The sequence below is a fragment of the Streptomyces sp. NPDC089919 genome (genome assembly GCF_040684615.1).
GTDB lineage: Bacteria > Actinomycetota > Actinomycetes > Streptomycetales > Streptomycetaceae > Streptomyces.
The window spans coordinates 23,407-40,180 of sequence record NZ_JBFBGK010000032.1 but is presented as its reverse complement, the minus strand read 5'-3'; the positions used below and the strand labels follow the sequence as shown (position 1 = coordinate 40,180).

The following is a 16,774-nucleotide window of genomic DNA, read 5'->3' as shown; positions in this document are numbered from 1 at the left end:
TTGGACATGTGATCAGGAGAGTGGCTGTAGTGACCACCGAACTGCGTCGTCTGCGCAACTACATCGGCGGGGAGTTCAAGGACGCCGCCGACGGGCGGACCACCGAGGTGGTCAACCCCGCCACCGGCGAGGTCTACGCGACCGCCCCGCTCTCGGGCCAGGCCGACGTCGACGCCGCCATGGCCGCCGCCGCGGCCGCCTTCCCGGCCTGGCGCGACACCACGCCCTCCGAGCGCCAGAAGGCCCTGCTGAAGATCGCGGACGCGATCGAGGCCCGCGCCGACGAACTGGTCGCCGCGGAGTCCGAGAACACCGGCAAGCCGCTCGGCCTGACGGCCAGCGAGGAGCTGCCGCCGATGGTCGACCAGATCCGCTTCTTCGCCGGCGCCGCCCGCCTGCTCGAGGGCCGCTCGGCCGGCGAGTACATGGACGGCATGACCTCGATCGTGCGCCGCGAGCCGGTCGGCGTCTGCGCCCAGGTCGCGCCGTGGAACTACCCGATGATGATGGCCGTGTGGAAGTTCGCCCCGGCCATCGCCGCGGGCAACACCGTGGTTCTCAAGCCCTCGGACACCACCCCGGCCTCCACGATCCTGCTCGCCGAGATCATCGACTCGGTGCTGCCCAAGGGCGTCTTCAACGTCATCTGCGGCGACCGCGAGACCGGCAAGGCCATGGTCGAGCACGCCACCCCGGCGATGGCCTCGATCACCGGCTCCGTGCGCGCCGGCATGCAGGTCGCCGAGAGCGCCTCCAAGGACGTCAAGCGCGTCCACCTCGAGCTCGGCGGCAAGGCCCCGGTCGTGGTCTTCGAGGACGCCGACCTGGCCAAGGCCGTCGAGGACATCTCCGTCGCCGGCTTCTTCAACGCCGGCCAGGACTGCACCGCCGCCACCCGCGTGCTGGTCCACGAGTCCATCCACGACGAGTTCGTCACCGCCCTCGCCAAGGCCGCCGCCGACACCAAGACCGGCCAGCCGGACGACGAGGACGTGCTCTTCGGCCCCCTGAACAACCCGAACCAGCTCAAGCAGGTCGCGGGCTTCATCGAGCGCCTGCCGGCCCACGCCAAGGTCGAGGCCGGCGGCCACCAGGTCGGCGACAAGGGCTACTTCTACGCCCCGACCGTCGTCTCGGGCCTCAAGCAGGACGACGAGATCATCCAGAACGAGGTCTTCGGCCCGGTCATCACCGTCCAGTCCTTCACGGACGAGGCGCAGGCCCTCGCGTACGCCAACGACGTCGAGTACGCCCTGGCCTCCTCGGTGTGGACCAAGGACCACGGCCGCGCCATGCGGATGTCCAAGAACCTGGACTTCGGCTGCGTCTGGATCAACACCCACATCCCGCTGGTCGCGGAGATGCCGCACGGCGGCTACAAGAAGTCCGGCTACGGCAAGGACCTCTCGGCCTACGGCTTCGAGGACTACACGCGCATCAAGCACGTCATGACCTCCCTCGACGGCTGATCACCGACGACGGCGGCGTCCCGCGCGGGACACCGCCGCAGGGGTGATCACCCGTGGGTCCTGAAGGGGCGGACGATAGACAGCCTGTCTATTGCCCGCCCCTTCGGCTTCCCCCGAGGGTGGGCACATGCCTGAACTCGGTTTCTCCCGCCGCGCGGCGCTGCGCGGACTCGGTGCGGCGGGCCTGGCTGCCGCCCTGGCCGGCTGCGGTGTCCCCGCCGCCTACGTGGCGGAGGGCCGGCGGGGCGCGCCCGACCGCTCGGCCGCCGACAAGACGGTCAGCTTCAGCAACTGGCCGCTGTACATCGACACCGACGAGGCCGACGAGTCCGAGCGGCCCACCCTCGACGCCTTCACCCGGCGCACCGGCATCGCCGTCCGGTACACCGAGGAGATCAACGACAACGACGAGTTCTTCGGCAAGGTCAGCCCGGCCCTGATGAACCACCAGGAGACCGGCCACGACCTGGTCGTGGTCAGCGACTGGATGGCCGCCCGCTTCGTCCGGCTGGGCTGGGCGCAGAAGATGGACCGGGCCGGGCAGCCGAACGTCGCCCGCAACCTCGACCCGCAGCTGCGCTCCCCGGCCTTCGACGAGGGCCGGCTGCACACCGTCCCCTGGCAGAGCGGCATCACCGGCATCGCCTACAACCGCCGCAAGCTCGGCCGGGAGATCAAGTCCGTCGAGGACCTGTGGCACCCGGACCTCAAGGGCAAGGTGACGCTGCTGTCCGGCCTCGACGAGTCCTTCGCCCTGCTGATGCAGGGGGACGGGGTGGACACCACCCGCTGGACCGAGGGCGACTTCCACCGGGTGTGCGACCGGATCGAGAAGATGGTGCGCGCCAAGCACATCCGCCGCTTCACCGGCAACGACTACACCTCCGACCTGAGCAAGGGCGACGTGCTGGCCTGCCAGGCCTATTCGGGTGACGTGATCCAGCTCCGGGCCGACAACCCGGACATCGAGTTCGTGGTCCCGGAGGAGGGCGCCGAGCTGTGGGCCGAGAGCCTGCTGGTGCCCGACCTGGCGCGGCACAAGGCCAACGCCGAGGCGCTGATCGACCACTACTACGACCCGCAGATCGCCGCGCAGCTGGCCGCGTACGTGAACTACGTCTGCCCGGTCCCCGCCGCGCAGGCGGTGCTCGCCGACTCGGACGACAAGGACACCGCCGAGCTGGCGGAGAACACGCTGATCTTCCCCGACGCGGGCATGCGCAAGCACCTGGTCGTGGCCCGCGACATCACGGCCGGTGAACGCCCGGCCCTGGCCAAGCGCTGGAACGCGATCGTCGGGCTCTGACCGGCCGGGCCCGGGGGTCCCCGGGCTCCCGCCGGGAGGTCACTTCGCGAAGGCGGCCATCAGGATGCGCAGCGCCACCGGGTTCATCGACTCGCCCTTGGCGTCCGTGGCGTTGACCGAGTAGACCAGCGTCCGGGACAGGTCGCGGGTGCCGCCGATCGCCGTGCTGTAGCCGAAGCGGCTGCCGCTCTTGCCCCACACGACCGTGCCGTCCGGCAGCACGATCCGGGACAGGCCGGCGGTGAGCTGGGCGGGCTTGCCCGAGACGAAGTCCGCGACCTGCGGCACGGTGAACATCTCGGCCAGCTGCCGGGCGGGCACCACCCGGCCGCGGAACAGCGCCCGGGTGAAGCGCTCCAGATCGGCCGTGGTCGAGATGATGTCCCCGGCCGCCCAGCGGCTGCGCGACTCCCACTCCGTCACGTCCACCAGCTCCGTCGAGCCGTCGGCCCGCCGCACCGCCTGGTAGCCGTGGTGGTGCGGGCCGTGGATGCGGACGTCGGTGCCCGGGTACGAGGTGTCCCGCAGCCCCAGCGGGCGCAGGATCCGGGCGGCCACCGCCTGCTCGTAGGAGGTGCCGGTCAGCTTCTCGATCAGCACGCCCAGCACGGTGTAGTCGATGTTCAGGTAGTGCTGGGCCGTGCCGGGCCGGAACTCGGGGCCCTTGGCGACCGCGTCCGCGATCTGCGCGCGCGGGTCGACCCGGTCGAAGCGGGCCGCGTACTGGTCCTCGAAGGCGTCCCCGGGCCCGTCGGCCGCCTGGATGCCGCTGGTGTAGTTCAGCAGCTGGCGGACCGTCACCGGCTCGAAGGTGTCCGGCAGCAGGCCCGGCAGGTACTCCTGGACCGGCCGGCCCAGCTCCACCCGGCCCTCGGCCGCCAGCTGGAGCACCACCGCCGCGGTGAAGGCCTTGGTCACCGAGCCGGCCCGGAACCGGGCCCGCTCCTGGGCCGGGCGGCCGGTGCGGACCTCGGCCACCCCCGCGCCGCCGTGCCAGCTGCCGCTGGTGCCGCCGACCCGGACCAGCGCGGCCGTGGCGTCCGCCGTCGGCAGCCCGGACAGGGCCGCCCGCAGGGCCGCGGCGTCCGGCGGCGTGGCGACCTCCGGGCCGGTGGCCGCCGCCACGGCCGTACGGTCCGGCGAGGCGGGGGCTGCGGCGGCCGGCAGCACCGACGGTCCCGCGGCGAGGCCCAGGACCAGGGCGGCGGCGGCCAGCGTGCGGATGCGAGCGTTCATGAAGGACTCCCCGTGACGGCGACCGCGGACGCGGTCGGCGATGCGGACCGGCCCCTCGGGGGCCGTCCGGCCGCCGTTCCCGGCGACACCCCCAATCTCGCCGCTCACCCCACCCGCGCGGATCCCGCGCCCGGGCCAATTCCCGGCACCGCCCGCCTCGCCCGCGCGGGGGAGCGGGCGGCCCGGAGCTCCCCCGCGCGGGGGAGCGGGCTCAGCCGCCCGCGGCCACCAGCCCCGTCTCGTACGCGCAGATCACCGCCTGGATCCGGTCCCGCAGGCCCAGCTTGGCCAGCACGTTGCCCACGTGCGTCTTGACCGTGTGCTCGCTGACCGTCAGCGCCGCCGCGATCTCCGCGTTGGACAGCCCCCGCGCCAGGTGCAGCAGGGTCTCCCGCTCCCGCGCGGTCAGCACCGCCAGCCGGGCCGCCCGCTCCGGGGACACCGCCGCGGGCCGGGCCGTGGCGGCCGTGTACTCCTCGATCAGCCGCCGGGCCACCGAGGGCGCCAGCAGCGACTCCCCGGCGGCCACCACCCGCACCGCGTGCACCAGGTCGTCCCGCCGCACGTCCTTGAGCAGGAAGCCGCTGGCCCCCGCGTGCAGGGCCTCGTACACGTACTCGTCCGAGTCGAAGGTGGTCAGCATGACGGTCCGGCAGGCGGACTCCGCGGTGATCGCCCGGCAGGCCTCGATGCCGTCGGTGCCCGGCATCCTGATGTCCAGCAGGGCCACGTCGGGGGAGTGCCGGCGGACCGCCTCGATGGCCGCCGCGCCGTCGCCCGCCTCCGCGACCACCTCGATGTCCTCCTGGACGTCCAGGATCATCGCGAAGCCGCTGCGCACCAGTTCCTGGTCGTCGGCCACCACCACACGGATCGTCAACTCCCCACCTCCCGCGGCGACACTACAAGCGTGGCCCGCACCTCGAAGCCGCCGCCGGGGGCCGGGCCCGCCACCGCGCTCCCGCCGTGCGCCGCGGCGCGTTCCCGGATCCCGGTCAGCCCGTGCCCGCCGGTGCCGGGGCCGGCCGGACCCCGGCCGTCGTCCCGCACGGTCACCGAGACCTCCGACGCGCCGTACTCCAGGGACACGTCGACGGTGGCCGCGTCCGCGTGCCGGACCACGTTCGTCAGCGCCTCCTGCACGATCCGGTAGACGGTCGTCTCCAGCGGGGCGGGCAGCGGGCGCACCGCGCCGTGCCGCGCGTAGGAGACCACCGGCCCGCCCCGCCGCACCCGCTCCAGCAGGGCGGGCAGCCCGGCCACGTCCGGCTGCGGCTCCCGCGGCGCCGGGACCGCCCCGGCGGGACCGTCCTCCCGCAGCACGCCCAGCATCCGGCGCAGCTGCACCATCGCGTCCCGGCCGGTCTCCGAGATCGCCTCGAAGGCCGCCTCGGCCCGCTCGGGGGCCCGCCGGACCGCCACCGGCCCGGCCTCCGCCTGGACGACCATGATGCTGACCGCGTGGGAGAGGATGTCGTGCATCTCCCGCGCGATCCGGGCGCGTTCCCGGGCCGCCGCCTGCTCCGCCTCGATCCGGTTGGCCCGCTCCAGCTGGGCCGCCCGGTCCTCGACGGCCGCGGTGTAGGCGTGCCGGGTGAACTGCAGGCGGCCCAGTGTGTAGGCCGTGGCCGCGCAGAAGCCGGTGAAGAACAGCTCGCGGGCGGTACCGGAGTTGAGGCCGACCGCGTAGCAGAGCACCACCAGCGCCACCGCGCCCACCACCGCCCGGACCCGCGCCGAGCAGCGCAGCGCGACCGTGTAGAAGGCGAGCAGCACGGCGTACGGCAGCGGCTGGCCGGGTCCGTCCAGGGCCGTCCGGTAGACCAGGCCCACCAGCACGACGGCGGCCAGCACCGGCACCGGCCACCGCCGCCGCCACACCAGGGGCACCACCCCGAGCGTGGTCATCGCGTACGACCCCCAGCCCACCGGCGGCAGGCCGGGCTCCCGGGGCAGGACGAAGGGCATGGTGACGGCCAGCTGCACCAGCAGGGTCAGCCCCAGGTCCAGCACCCACGGCCGGGCCCGCCGGACCTGCTCCGCCGCCCGCCGCAGCCGCTCGCCGGCCGCCCGGACCCGGACCGCGGCCCGGCGGGGTATCACGGCGTACCGCCCGCGACGCCGACTGCGGCGCGGGCCCGGACCAGGGCGTCGATCCGGTTGGTGGTGATCGAGTCGACCCCCGCCGCCATCAGCCGGCGCATGGTCCGCTCCGTGTCCGCGGTCCAGACCGACACCAGGAAGCCGTCCGCGTGCAGGGCGTCCGCCAGCTCCCGGTCCACCAGCCCGAAGCGGTAGTTGAGCCAGCGCGGCGCCACCGCGTCGACCAGGCTGCGGCTCGGCGGGCACAGCGAGGTCCAGGTCATCGCGATCTCGGCGCCCGGGTCGGCCGCCCGCACCTCCAGCATGGTGGTCGGGCCCGCGCAGTAGTAGACGCGCTCGCGCGCCCCGCAGTCGCGCACCACCCCCACCACCGCGCGCACCGCTCCGGGGCTCGCCCCCGGCAGGTCGATCATCAGCCGGCCGTCCCCGGTCCCCGCCAGCACCTCGGCCAGCGTCGGCACCCCGCCGGCCGCCAGCTCGGCGACCTCGGACGCGGAGAGGTCGGCCAGCGGCCGGTCGTGCCGCCACAGCCGCTTGAAGGAGTGGTCGTGCAGCAGCACGGGCACGCCGTCCCGGGTCAGCCGGACGTCGATCTCCACCGCGTCGGCGCCCCGCCCGAAGGCGGAGCGGACCGAGGCGAGGGTGTTCTCACGGACCCGGTACGGATCTCCGCGGTGGGCGACGGCGAGGACGGTGCGGGGGGCGGCATCGGTGCGCATGGCCGCCATTGTCGGGGGAGTTCAGCCCGCCAGCCAGGTCCGGGTGTACGTGTCGATCTCCTCGGTCAGCCGCGCCTTGCCGGCCGGGTCCAGGAAGGACGCCTCGACGGCGTTCTTCGCCAGCGCGGCCAGGCCCTGCTCGTCCAGGCCGAGCAGCCGGGCGGCCACCGCGTACTCGTTGTTCAGGTCGGTGCCGAACATCGGCGGGTCGTCGCTGTTGATGGTGACCAGCACGCCGGCCTGCACCATCTCCTTGATCGGGTGCCGGTCCAGGTCCGCCACCGCGCGCGTGGCGATGTTGGAGGTCGGGCAGACCTCGAGCGGAATCCGGTTCTCCGCCAGGTACTTCAGGAGTTCGGGGTCCTGGGTGGAGCTGGTGCCGTGCCCGATGCGCTCGGCGCCCAGCACGCGCAGGGCGTCCCAGACGGTCTCCGGGCCGGTGGTCTCGCCGGCGTGCGGGACGCTGTGCAGACCGGCCTCGCGGGCCCGGTCGAAGTACGGCTTGAACTGCGGCCGCGGCACACCGATCTCGGGGCCGCCCAGGCCGAAGGAGACCAGGCCCTCGGGGCGCAGCTCCACCGCGAGGCGGGCGGTCTCCTCGGCGGCCTCCAGGCCGGCCTCGCCCGGGATGTCGAAGCACCAGCGCAGGATGACGCCCAGTTCGCTCTCGGCGGCCTTGCGGGCGTCCTCGATCGCGGCCATGAAGGCCTTCTCGTCGATGCCGCGCTTGGTGGAGCTGTACGGGGTGATGGTCAGCTCGGCGTAGCGGATGTTCTGCCGGGCCATGTCCCGGGCCACCTCGAAGGTGAGCAGCCGGACGTCCTCGGGGGTGCGGATCAGGTCCACCACCGACAGGTAGACCTCGATGAAGTGGGCGAAGTCGGTGAAGGTGAAGTAGTCCGCCAGCGCCTCGGGGTCGGTGGGCACCTTGGAGTCGGCGTGGCGCGCGGCCAGTTCGGCGACGATCCGCGGCGAGGCGGAACCGACGTGGTGGACGTGGAGTTCCGCCTTGGGCAGCCCGGCGATGAAGGACTGGAGATCGGGCACGGGGATTCCTCCGGAATGACGGCGGTACGGGCAGGTCGGGCCTCATCGTAGGCAGGCCGCCGCACTGTCCCGGGCAGCGCATAGCATGGCGGTGACGAGAGGGGGGCGCCGACATGTCCGAAGAGAACCGGGAAGCGGGCGCGCGGGATCCGTGGGCGCCGCCGGAGGCACCCAAGGTGCCGCTGGAGAAGCAGGGCGGCGCCACGGGCGCCGCGCCGTCGGTCCACGACCAGCCGACGATGGCCCAGATGCCGGGGGCGGAGCCGTTCGGCTACGGCAGCGGTCCCGCTCAGCAGCCGCCGGGCCCGGCGTACGCACCGCCGGTCGGCCAGAGCGGTCCCGACCCGGCGTACGGCTACCCGGGCTTCCCGCCGCAGGGACCCCCGGGATACCAGCAGGCACCTCCCGGCTACCCGCAGGGACCCCCGCCCGGCTACCAGGGCTACCCCGGCTACCCGGGCTACGCGCACGGCGGCTGGGGTGCGCCCCAGCCGCGGAACGCCTTCGGCGTCACGGCCCTGGTGCTCGGCATCCTGTCCGTGCTGATCTTCTGCTCGAGCGTCTTCGCGGTGGTCATGGGCATCACCGCGATCGTCTTCGGCTTCCTGGGCCGGGGCCGCGCCAAGCGCGGCGAGGCGACCAACGGCGGCCAGGCGCTGGCCGGGATCATCCTCGGCGCGGTCGGGGTGGTGCTCGGCATCGCGATGTTCGCGCTGATCATCGCGGGTGTGGTCTTCGGCGGGGCGGACGTGGACTCGCAGTACGACGAGGACCCGCCGTCCCTCTCGACCAGCCTGGTCGTGCCGTAGCCGGCGGGCGGCCGGGGTCGCGGCGGGTGCCGCCGCGACTCAGCCGCCGGCCGGCTGCGCACCGCCGCGCAGCCGCTCGCGCGCGTCCATCAGCGCGAAACCGAGCAGGTTGAGCCCGCGCCAGCGCGCCGGGTCCAGGACGTCGGGGGAGTCGGCCGCCAGCCCCACGCCCCAGATCCGGTCCAGCGGGCTGGCCTCCACCAGCACCCGCTCGCCGGTGCCCAGCAGGAAGGCGAGCAGCGCCGGGTCGGACGCGAACTTGTGCACGCTGCCCGCCACCACCAGGTCGTAGCGCTCGCGCTCCCAGAGCGCGCCGTCGAAGCCGCGCACCAGCCGGCCGGCCTTCTTGGCCTCCGCGGGCGTCCGGGCGGCCAGGACGGCGGCCAGCGCCTGGGGATCGTCGAAGAGCCGGGCCTTGCCGGCCATCATCCAGTGCTCGGCGGTGGCGTACTCCTGCTCACCGACCGTGAACGCCGAGGGCCACCATTGAGACAGACAGCTCGCACCGAGCCGTCCGTCGGGCCGCGGGCGATGCCCCCAGAAGGGCAGGAACTTCACCCGTTCACCCCGGCTGACCTGCCCGATCAATGTGTCGATCTTCGTCATGCACGCGAGTCTGGCAGTCGCCACGGACACTTCGTACGGGATTTCTTCTCCGACGCGACACATGGTCGACCGATTCCGTCGCGTGACCAAAAGGCAACAACGGAATCACTTGTTGGAGGGATTTGCCTCTGTCAGGATCGGCACTCAATTCGAGCTGGAGCTACGGAGAGCGTGATGGGCAACCGCTTCCAGGTTAAGGACCGCTTCGCAGAGGGCGCGCAGTACATCGGCGGGCGGCTGCGAGCCGGCACCGCCGGAGAGTCACACACCGTGGTGGACCCCGCCACGGGCGAGGAGGTCCTCACCTACGAGCTGGCCTCCACGGCCGACGTGGACGCGGCCGTGGCCGCGGCCAAGGCGGCCTTCCCCGGCTGGGCGGCGGCCACCCCCGGGGAGCGCTCCGACGCGCTGCACCGGTTCGCCGCCGTGCTGGCCGCGCAGGCCGAGGACTTCGCGTACGCCGAGTCGCTGCAGTGCGGCAAGCCGGTCAAGCTGAGCACCGAGTTCGACGTGCCCGGCACCATCGACAACACCGCCTTCTTCGCGGGCGCCGCCCGCCACCTCCAGGGCCAGGGCGCCGCCGAGTACTCCGGGGACCACACCTCGTACGTACGCCGCGAGCCGATCGGTGTGATCGGCTCGATCGCCCCCTGGAACTACCCGCTCCAGATGGCCGCCTGGAAGGTCCTGCCGGCCATCGCGGCGGGCAACACCATCGTCCTCAAGCCGGCCGAGCTGACCCCGCTGACCTCGCTGATGTTCGCCCAGGCGGCCACCGAGGCGGGCATCCCGGACGGGGTCGTCAACGTCGTCACGGGCGCCGGCCGGGTGGCCGGCGAGCACCTGGTCGGCCACCCGGACGTGGTCATGACCTCCTTCACCGGCTCCACCGGCGTGGGCAGGCGGGTGGCCGAGATCGCCACCGCCACCGTCAAGCGGCTGCACCTGGAACTGGGCGGCAAGGCCCCCTTCGTCGTCTTCGACGACGCCGACCTGGAGGCCGCCGCCAACGGCGCCGTCGCCGCCTCGCTGATCAACACCGGCCAGGACTGCACCGCCGCCACCCGCGCCTACGTCCAGCGCCCGCTCTTCGACGCCTTCGTCGCCCGGGTGGCCGAACTGATGGAGGGCGTCCGGCTGGGCGACCCCTTCGACCCCGCCACCGACCTCGGGCCGCTCGTCTCGCACGTCCAGCGCGACCGGGTCGCCGCCTTCGTCGAGCGGGCCCGCGGCTACGCCACCGTCGTGACCGGCGGTGCCGCCCCGGGCGGCGCGCTCGCCGACGGCGCGTACTACCTGCCGACGCTGATCACCGGGGCCGCCCAGGACAGCGAGGTCGTGCAGTCCGAGATCTTCGGCCCGGTCCTGGTGGCGCTCCCCTTCGACAGCGACGACGAGGGCATCGCACTGGCCAACGACACGCCCTACGGACTCGCCGCCTCCGCCTGGAGCCGGGACGTCTACCGTGCCAACCGGGCCACCCGCGAGATCCAGGCGGGCTGCGTCTGGGTCAACGACCACATCCCGATCATCAGCGAGATGCCGCACGGCGGGTACAAGGCGAGCGGCTTCGGCAAGGACATGTCCGCCTACTCCTTCGAGGAGTACACGCAGGTCAAGCACGTCATGTTCGACAACACCGGGGTGCCCCGCAAGGACTGGCACCGCACGATCTTCGGGGACCGATAACAGCGCTCCGCCCGACCAGCGGACACACACCACCCGAAAGGGCACAGCGCATGGAGCAGTACGAGCCCGAGACCCTCTCGGCGGCGCAACTGGCCGCGATGCGGCGCAGCCTCGACAGCGGGCGCGGCGCCCTGACCCGCCGCTCGCTGCTGCGCGCCTCGGGAATGGGCGCGCTCGCCCTCGGCGGCCTCGGCACCCTCAGTGCCTGCGGCATCCCGGCGGCGAAGCGCGAGGGCGACACGGCGGCGGCCTCCGACGACCACTCGGCCCAGGAGAAGGTGATCAACTTCTCCAACTGGACCGAGTACATGGACACCAGCGAGGACGAGAAGCACCGGCCGACCCTGGAGGCCTTCACCAAGCGGACCGGCATCAAGGTCAAGTACACCGAGGACATCAACGACAACGTCGAGTTCTTCGGCAAGATCAAGCCGCAGCTGGCCGCCGGCCAGGACACCGGCCGGGACCTCATCGTGGTCACCGACTGGCTGGCCGCGCGCCTGATCCGGCTCGGCTGGGTGCAGCAGCTGGACCCCGCGCACCTGCCGCACGCCTTCGCGAACCTCTCGCAGCAGTTCCGGATGCCCGACTGGGACCCGGGCCGGGCCTACTCGTACCCCTGGACCGGCATCTCCACCGTGATCGCCTACAACTCCAAGGCGACCGGCGGGAAGAAGGTCGACTCGGTCACTCAGCTGCTCGACGACCCCTCGCTCAAGGGCCGGGTCGGCTTCCTGACCGAGATGCGCGACACCATGGGCATGACCCTGCTCGACATGGGCCACGACCCGGCGACCGTCACCACCGCCCAGTACGACGCCGCGATCGGGCGCCTCCAGAAGGGCGTCGACAAGAAGCAGATCCGCCGCTTCACCGGCAACGACTACACCTCCGACCTGGACAAGGGCGACCTCGCCGCCTGTCTCGCCTGGGCCGGCGACATCATCCAGCTCCAGGCCGACAACCCGGACATCAAGTACGCCATCCCGGCGGCCGGCTACATGACCTCCACGGACAACCTGCTGGTGCCCGCCAAGGCCCGCCACAAGACCAACGCCGAGCGGCTCATCGACTACTACTACGAGCCCCCGGTCGCCGCGCAGCTCGCCGCGTACATCAACTACGTCACTCCGGTCGAGGGCGTGAAGCCCGAGCTCGCCAAGATCGACCCCGCGCTCGCGGACAACCCCCTCATCGTCCCGGACAAGGCCATGGCGGCCCTGTCGCACTCCTTCCGCTCCCTCACCACCGCGGAAGAGACGTCGTACGAGGAGAAGTTCGCCAAGCTCATCGGCGCCTGAGCCCGCCGCCCCCTTACCGAATTCCACACCACCGGGACCGCGACCCATGACTGAAAAGACCGCGGGCGGCGACGTCCGCCTCACCGGGATCAGCAAGCACTACGGCTCCTTCACCGCCGTGCAGCCGCTGGACCTGACCATCCCCCAGGGCTCCTTCTTCGCCCTGCTCGGCGCCTCCGGCTGCGGGAAGACCACCACCCTGCGGATGATCGCCGGCCTGGAGGACCCCTCCACCGGCACGGTCCACCTGGGCGACCAGGAGGTCACCCACCTGGCCCCGTACAAGCGCCCGGTGAACACCGTCTTCCAGAGCTACGCCCTCTTCCCGCACCTGAACATCTTCGAGAACATCGCCTTCGGCCTGCGCCGCCGCGGCATCAAGTCGGTCAAGAAGCAGGTCGACGACATGATCGACCTGGTCCAGCTCGGCGAGCACGCCCACAAGAAGCCGCACCAGCTCTCCGGCGGCCAGCAGCAGCGCGTCGCGGTCGCCCGGGCCCTGATCAACCACCCGCAGGTGCTGCTGCTCGACGAGCCGCTGGGCGCCCTCGACCTCAAGCTGCGCCGCCAGATGCAGCTGGAGCTCAAGCGCATCCAGACCGAGGTCGGCATCACCTTCGTGCACGTCACCCACGACCAGGAGGAGGCCATGACCATGGCCGACACCGTCGCGGTGATGAACGGCGGCCGGGTCGAGCAGCTGGGCGCCCCCGCCGACCTCTACGAGAACCCCAAGACCACCTTCGTGGCCAACTTCCTGGGCACCTCCAACCTCATCGAGGCCTCGGTCGAGTCCGCGGACTCCGACGAGGTCGTCGTCTCCGCCCCGGGCACCACGCTCCGGCTGCCCGCCGCACGCTGCTCGACCACCCCCCGCACCGGCGGCAAGCTGCTGGTGGGCGTGCGTCCCGAGAAGATCTCGCTGGTCGCGGCCGACGAGGCGCACACCGTCGCGGCCGGCCGCAACACGATCACCGGCAAGATCGCGGACTCGTCCTTCATCGGCGTCTCCACGCAGTTCGTCATCGACAGCCCGGTCTGCCCGGAGCTCGAGGTGTACGTGCAGAACATCGAGCGGGACGCGCGCCTGACCCCCGGCACCGAGGTGGTGCTGCACTGGAACCCGGCGCACACCTTCGGCCTCGACGCCGCCCAGGACATCGACGCGGGCGCCTCGACCGTCGAGGAGGGCGCATGAGCGCCACCCAGGCGCCGGCGCCCGCCGTCCAGGCGGAACCGCCGGTCCACAAGCCCTCGGTACGGCGCAAGCTCGTGCCGTACTGGCTGCTGCTGCCGGGCATCGTCTGGCTGGTGGTCTTCTTCGTCCTCCCGATGGTCTACCAGGCCTCGACCTCGGTGCAGACCGGCTCCCTGGAGGAAGGGTTCAAGGTCACCTGGCACTTCCAGACCTACTGGGACGCCTTCACCGAGTACTACCCGCAGTTCTTGCGCTCGCTGCTGTACGCCGGCACCGCCACGGTCCTGTGCCTGATCCTGGGCTACCCGCTGGCCTACCTGATCGCCTTCAAGGCCGGCCGCTGGCGCAACGTCCTGCTGATCCTGGTCATCGCGCCCTTCTTCACCAGCTTCCTGATCCGCACCCTCGCCTGGAAGACGATCCTCGCGGACGGCGGACCGGTGGTCGGCGCCCTCAACAGCCTGCACGTCCTGGACGTCACCAGCTGGCTGGGCATGACCGAGGGCGACCGGGTGCTGGCCACCCCGATGGCGGTGGTCTGCGGTCTGACGTACAACTTCCTGCCGTTCATGATCCTGCCGCTCTACACCTCGCTGGAGCGGATCGACACCCGGCTGCACGAGGCGGCCGGGGACCTGTACGCCCGCCCGGCCACCACCTTCCGCAAGGTGACCTTCCCGCTCTCCATGCCGGGCGTGGTCTCGGGCACGCTGCTCACCTTCATCCCGGCGAGCGGCGACTACGTGAACGCCGAACTGCTCGGCTCCACCGACACCCGCATGATCGGCAACGTCATCCAGTCGCAGTACCTGCGGATCCTGGACTACCCGACGGCGGCCGCGCTGTCGTTCATCCTGATGGCGATCGTGCTGATCATGGTCACCGTCTACATCCGCCGCGCCGGAACGGAGGACCTGGTCTGATGCAGTGGCTCCGACGCAATCTCGTCGTCATCGGCGGGCTCGGCACGCTCGCCTACCTGATCCTGCCGAACGTGGTCGTGACGGTCTTCTCCTTCAACAACCCCACCGGGCGCTTCAACTACGCCTGGCAGGAGTTCTCCCTGGACGCCTGGAAGGACCCGTGCGGGGTCGCCGACATGTGCGGCTCCCTCTCGCTCTCCCTCCAGATCGCCTTCTGGGCGACCGTGGGCGCCACCGTGCTGGGCACGATGATCGCCTTCGCGATGGTCCGGTACCGCTTCCGGGCCCGCGGCGCGGTCAACTCGCTCATCTTCCTGCCGATGGCCATGCCGGAGATCGTGATGGCGGCCTCGCTGCTCGCGCTCTTCCTCAACATGGGCATCCGGCTGGGCTTCTGGACGATCCTGATCGCCCACATCATGTTCTGCCTCAGCTTCGTGGTCGCCGCCGTCAAGGCGCGCGTGCTGTCCATGGACCCGAGGCTCGAGGAGGCCGCCCGGGACCTCTACGCCGGCCCGGTGCAGACCTTCCTGCGGGTGACCCTGCCGATCGCCGCCCCCGGCATCGCGGCGGGCGCCCTGCTCTCCTTCGCCCTGTCGTTCGACGACTTCATCATCACGAACTTCAACTCGGGCAACACGGTCACCTTCCCCATGTTCGTCTGGGGATCGGCCCAGCGCGGCACGCCCGTGCAGATCAACGTCATCGGGACGGCGATGTTCGTCGTCGCGGTCGTGGTGGTCCTCGCCGGCCAGCTGGTCAGCAACCGGCGCAAGAAGCAAGCGGCGTCCTGAGCGCCGCAGCAATACCCTGAGCAACACCTCGTGAGGAGTTGGAAACCATGGCCCCAGTCGCCATGCGTACCGTTGCACAATCCCTTTCCGAAGCACGTCCCGTCTCGTACTGGCTCGACGACCCCGGCAAGCCCGCCCCGCAGCCCGCGCTCACCGGCGACGAGCACTGCGACCTGCTCGTCATCGGCGGCGGCTACAGCGGCCTGTGGACCGCACTGCTGGCCAAAGAGCGGGACCCCGGCCGGGACGTCGTCCTGATCGAGAGCCGCGAGGTGGGCTGGGCCGCCTCGGGCCGCAACGGCGGCTTCTGCGCCGCCTCCCTCACGCACGGCCTGTACAACGGCCTGACCCGCTGGCCCGGGGAGCTCGCCAAGCTGGAGGAGCTGGGCACCCGCAACCTCGACGCGATCGAGGAGGCGGTGGCCCGCTACGGCATCGACTGCGACTTCGAGCGCACCGGCGAGATCGACGTGGCCACCGAGCCCCACCAGGTGGAGGAGCTCAAGGAGCTGCACGCCGAGGCCGAGCGGCTGGGCCTGGCGGGCGGGTACGAGTTCCTGGACCGCGACGCGCTGCGCGCCGAGGTCGACTCGCCCACCTTCCTGGGCGGCCTGTGGGACCGCGAGGGCGTCGCCATGCTCAACCCGGCGAAGCTGGCCTGGGGCCTGAAGGAGGCCTGCCTCGGGCTCGGGGTGCGGATCTACGAGAACACCCGGGGCCTGTCGCTGAAGTCCTCCGGCCCGGGCATGGCCGTCGGCACCCCCTACGGCCGGGTGCTGGCCCGCAAGGTCGCGCTGGGCACCAACATCTTCCCGTCGCTGGTCAAGCGCCTGCGGCCGTACACCGTCCCGGTCTACGACTACGCGCTGATGACCGAGCCGCTGACGCCGGAGCAGCTGGCGTCCATCGGCTGGAAGCGGCGCCAGGGCATGGGCGACAGCGCCAACCAGTTCCACTACTTCCGGATCACCCCCGACCGCCGGATCCTGTGGGGCGGCTACGACGCGATCTACCCGTACGGCGGCAAGCTCGACTCCGAGTACGACCACCGGCCGGAGACCTACCTCAAGCTGGCCGGGCACTTCTTCGACTGCTTCCCGCAGTTGGAGGGGATCCGCTTCAGCCACGCCTGGGGCGGGGCGATCGACACCTGCTCGCGCTTCTCGGCCTTCTTCGGCACCGCCCACAAGGGCAAGGTCGCCTACGCGGCGGGCTTCACCGGCCTGGGCGTCGGGGCCACCCGCTTCGGCGCCGACGTGATGCTCGACCTGCTGGCGGGGGAGCGCACCGAGCGCACCGAGCTGGAGATGGTGCGCAGCAAGCCGATGCCCTTCCCGCCCGAGCCCTTCAAGTGGACCGGCATCTCGCTGACCAAGTGGTCGCTGGCCCGTGCCGACGAGCGGGCCGGCCGGCGCAACCTGTGGCTGAAGACCCTCGACAAGTTCGGCCTGGGCTTCGACAGCTGATCGGAGGCTGATCGGACGATCGTCCGTCGTGCGCCCCCGGAGCCCGGGGGCGCACAACCATGATCGAAATGTGACCCCTCTCACTACCAATCGGTAGCGGAACCCGCG

The 16,774-nt window shown here is 71.8% G+C and carries 15 protein-coding genes; 9 read left to right on the top strand and 6 right to left on the bottom strand.

The window, feature by feature from the left end:
• The first annotated feature begins 29 nt into the window (after positions 1-29).
• Together AB0O40_RS15890 and AB0O40_RS15885 are read left to right on the top strand one after the other, a co-directional pair.
• Positions 30-1,469, top strand: a complete 1,440-nt coding sequence (locus AB0O40_RS15890; protein ID WP_365040866.1) for a gamma-aminobutyraldehyde dehydrogenase — start codon at positions 30-32, stop codon at positions 1,467-1,469.
• Between the two features lie 127 nt (positions 1,470-1,596).
• On the top strand, positions 1,597-2,775 hold the full coding sequence (locus AB0O40_RS15885) for a spermidine/putrescine ABC transporter substrate-binding protein (RefSeq protein WP_365040863.1): 1,179 nt from the start codon (positions 1,597-1,599) through the stop codon (positions 2,773-2,775).
• Between the two features lie 39 nt (positions 2,776-2,814).
• On the opposite strand, the gene AB0O40_RS15880 is transcribed toward AB0O40_RS15885, so the two are convergent.
• The 5 genes from AB0O40_RS15880 to AB0O40_RS15860 form a co-directional block, all read right to left on the bottom strand.
• Positions 2,815-4,011 (bottom strand): serine hydrolase domain-containing protein, encoded by a 1,197-nt coding sequence (locus AB0O40_RS15880; RefSeq protein WP_365040861.1) that lies wholly within the window; start codon positions 4,009-4,011, stop codon positions 2,815-2,817.
• 211 nt (positions 4,012-4,222) lie between these two features.
• Entirely contained in the window at positions 4,223-4,891 is a 669-nt protein-coding gene (locus AB0O40_RS15875) for a response regulator transcription factor (RefSeq protein WP_365040859.1), read from the bottom strand.
• The gene (locus tag AB0O40_RS15870) at positions 4,888-5,979 is read right to left on the bottom strand and encodes a sensor histidine kinase (protein WP_365040958.1); all 1,092 of its coding nucleotides are present in this window, start codon (positions 5,977-5,979) and stop codon (positions 4,888-4,890) included. The genes AB0O40_RS15875 and AB0O40_RS15870 overlap by 4 nt, the downstream gene beginning before the upstream one ends.
• 131 nt (positions 5,980-6,110) lie before the next feature.
• Positions 6,111-6,833 carry a glycerophosphodiester phosphodiesterase gene (locus AB0O40_RS15865; protein ID WP_365040856.1) on the bottom strand — a complete coding sequence of 241 codons (723 nt, stop codon included), beginning with the start codon at positions 6,831-6,833 and terminating at the stop codon, positions 6,111-6,113.
• A gap of 21 nt (positions 6,834-6,854) precedes the next feature.
• On the bottom strand, positions 6,855-7,880 hold the full coding sequence (locus AB0O40_RS15860; protein ID WP_365040854.1) for an adenosine deaminase: 1,026 nt from the start codon (positions 7,878-7,880) through the stop codon (positions 6,855-6,857).
• Positions 7,881-7,993: 113 nt separating this feature from the next.
• On the opposite strand from AB0O40_RS15860, the gene AB0O40_RS15855 reads away from it, so the two are divergent.
• Positions 7,994-8,689 (top strand): DUF4190 domain-containing protein, encoded by a 696-nt coding sequence (locus tag AB0O40_RS15855; protein WP_365040851.1) that lies wholly within the window; start codon positions 7,994-7,996, stop codon positions 8,687-8,689.
• 39 nt (positions 8,690-8,728) lie between these two features.
• Here the strand turns inward: AB0O40_RS15855 and AB0O40_RS15850 are convergent, their stop codons facing one another.
• On the bottom strand, positions 8,729-9,295 hold the full coding sequence (locus AB0O40_RS15850; protein ID WP_365040848.1) for an NADAR family protein: 567 nt from the start codon (positions 9,293-9,295) through the stop codon (positions 8,729-8,731).
• A gap of 174 nt (positions 9,296-9,469) precedes the next feature.
• Between AB0O40_RS15850 and AB0O40_RS15845 the strand changes: the two genes are divergently transcribed.
• From AB0O40_RS15845 to AB0O40_RS15820, 6 genes are read left to right on the top strand one after another with little or no spacing between them, the layout of a single operon-like run.
• Positions 9,470-10,984 carry a gamma-aminobutyraldehyde dehydrogenase gene (locus AB0O40_RS15845; RefSeq protein WP_365040846.1) on the top strand — a complete coding sequence of 505 codons (1,515 nt, stop codon included), beginning with the start codon at positions 9,470-9,472 and terminating at the stop codon, positions 10,982-10,984.
• A 50-nt stretch (positions 10,985-11,034) separates the two neighbouring features.
• The gene (locus AB0O40_RS15840) at positions 11,035-12,285 is read left to right on the top strand and encodes a spermidine/putrescine ABC transporter substrate-binding protein (protein WP_365040843.1); all 1,251 of its coding nucleotides are present in this window, start codon (positions 11,035-11,037) and stop codon (positions 12,283-12,285) included.
• Positions 12,286-12,331: 46 nt separating this feature from the next.
• Positions 12,332-13,483 (top strand): ABC transporter ATP-binding protein, encoded by a 1,152-nt coding sequence (locus AB0O40_RS15835; RefSeq protein ID WP_365040840.1) that lies wholly within the window; start codon positions 12,332-12,334, stop codon positions 13,481-13,483.
• Complete coding sequence (locus tag AB0O40_RS15830; protein WP_365040837.1) at positions 13,480-14,406, top strand: ABC transporter permease; 927 nt, start codon at positions 13,480-13,482, stop codon at positions 14,404-14,406. The genes AB0O40_RS15835 and AB0O40_RS15830 overlap by 4 nt, the downstream gene beginning before the upstream one ends.
• Positions 14,406-15,200: an ABC transporter permease gene (locus AB0O40_RS15825; RefSeq protein ID WP_365040834.1), complete on the top strand. Its 795-nt coding sequence runs from the start codon at positions 14,406-14,408 to the stop codon at positions 15,198-15,200. Before AB0O40_RS15830 ends, AB0O40_RS15825 begins: the two co-directional genes overlap by 1 nt.
• Before the next feature lie 47 nt (positions 15,201-15,247).
• Entirely contained in the window at positions 15,248-16,666 is a 1,419-nt protein-coding gene (locus AB0O40_RS15820) for an FAD-binding oxidoreductase (RefSeq protein ID WP_365040831.1), read from the top strand.
• Positions 16,667-16,774: the final 108 nt, after the last annotated feature.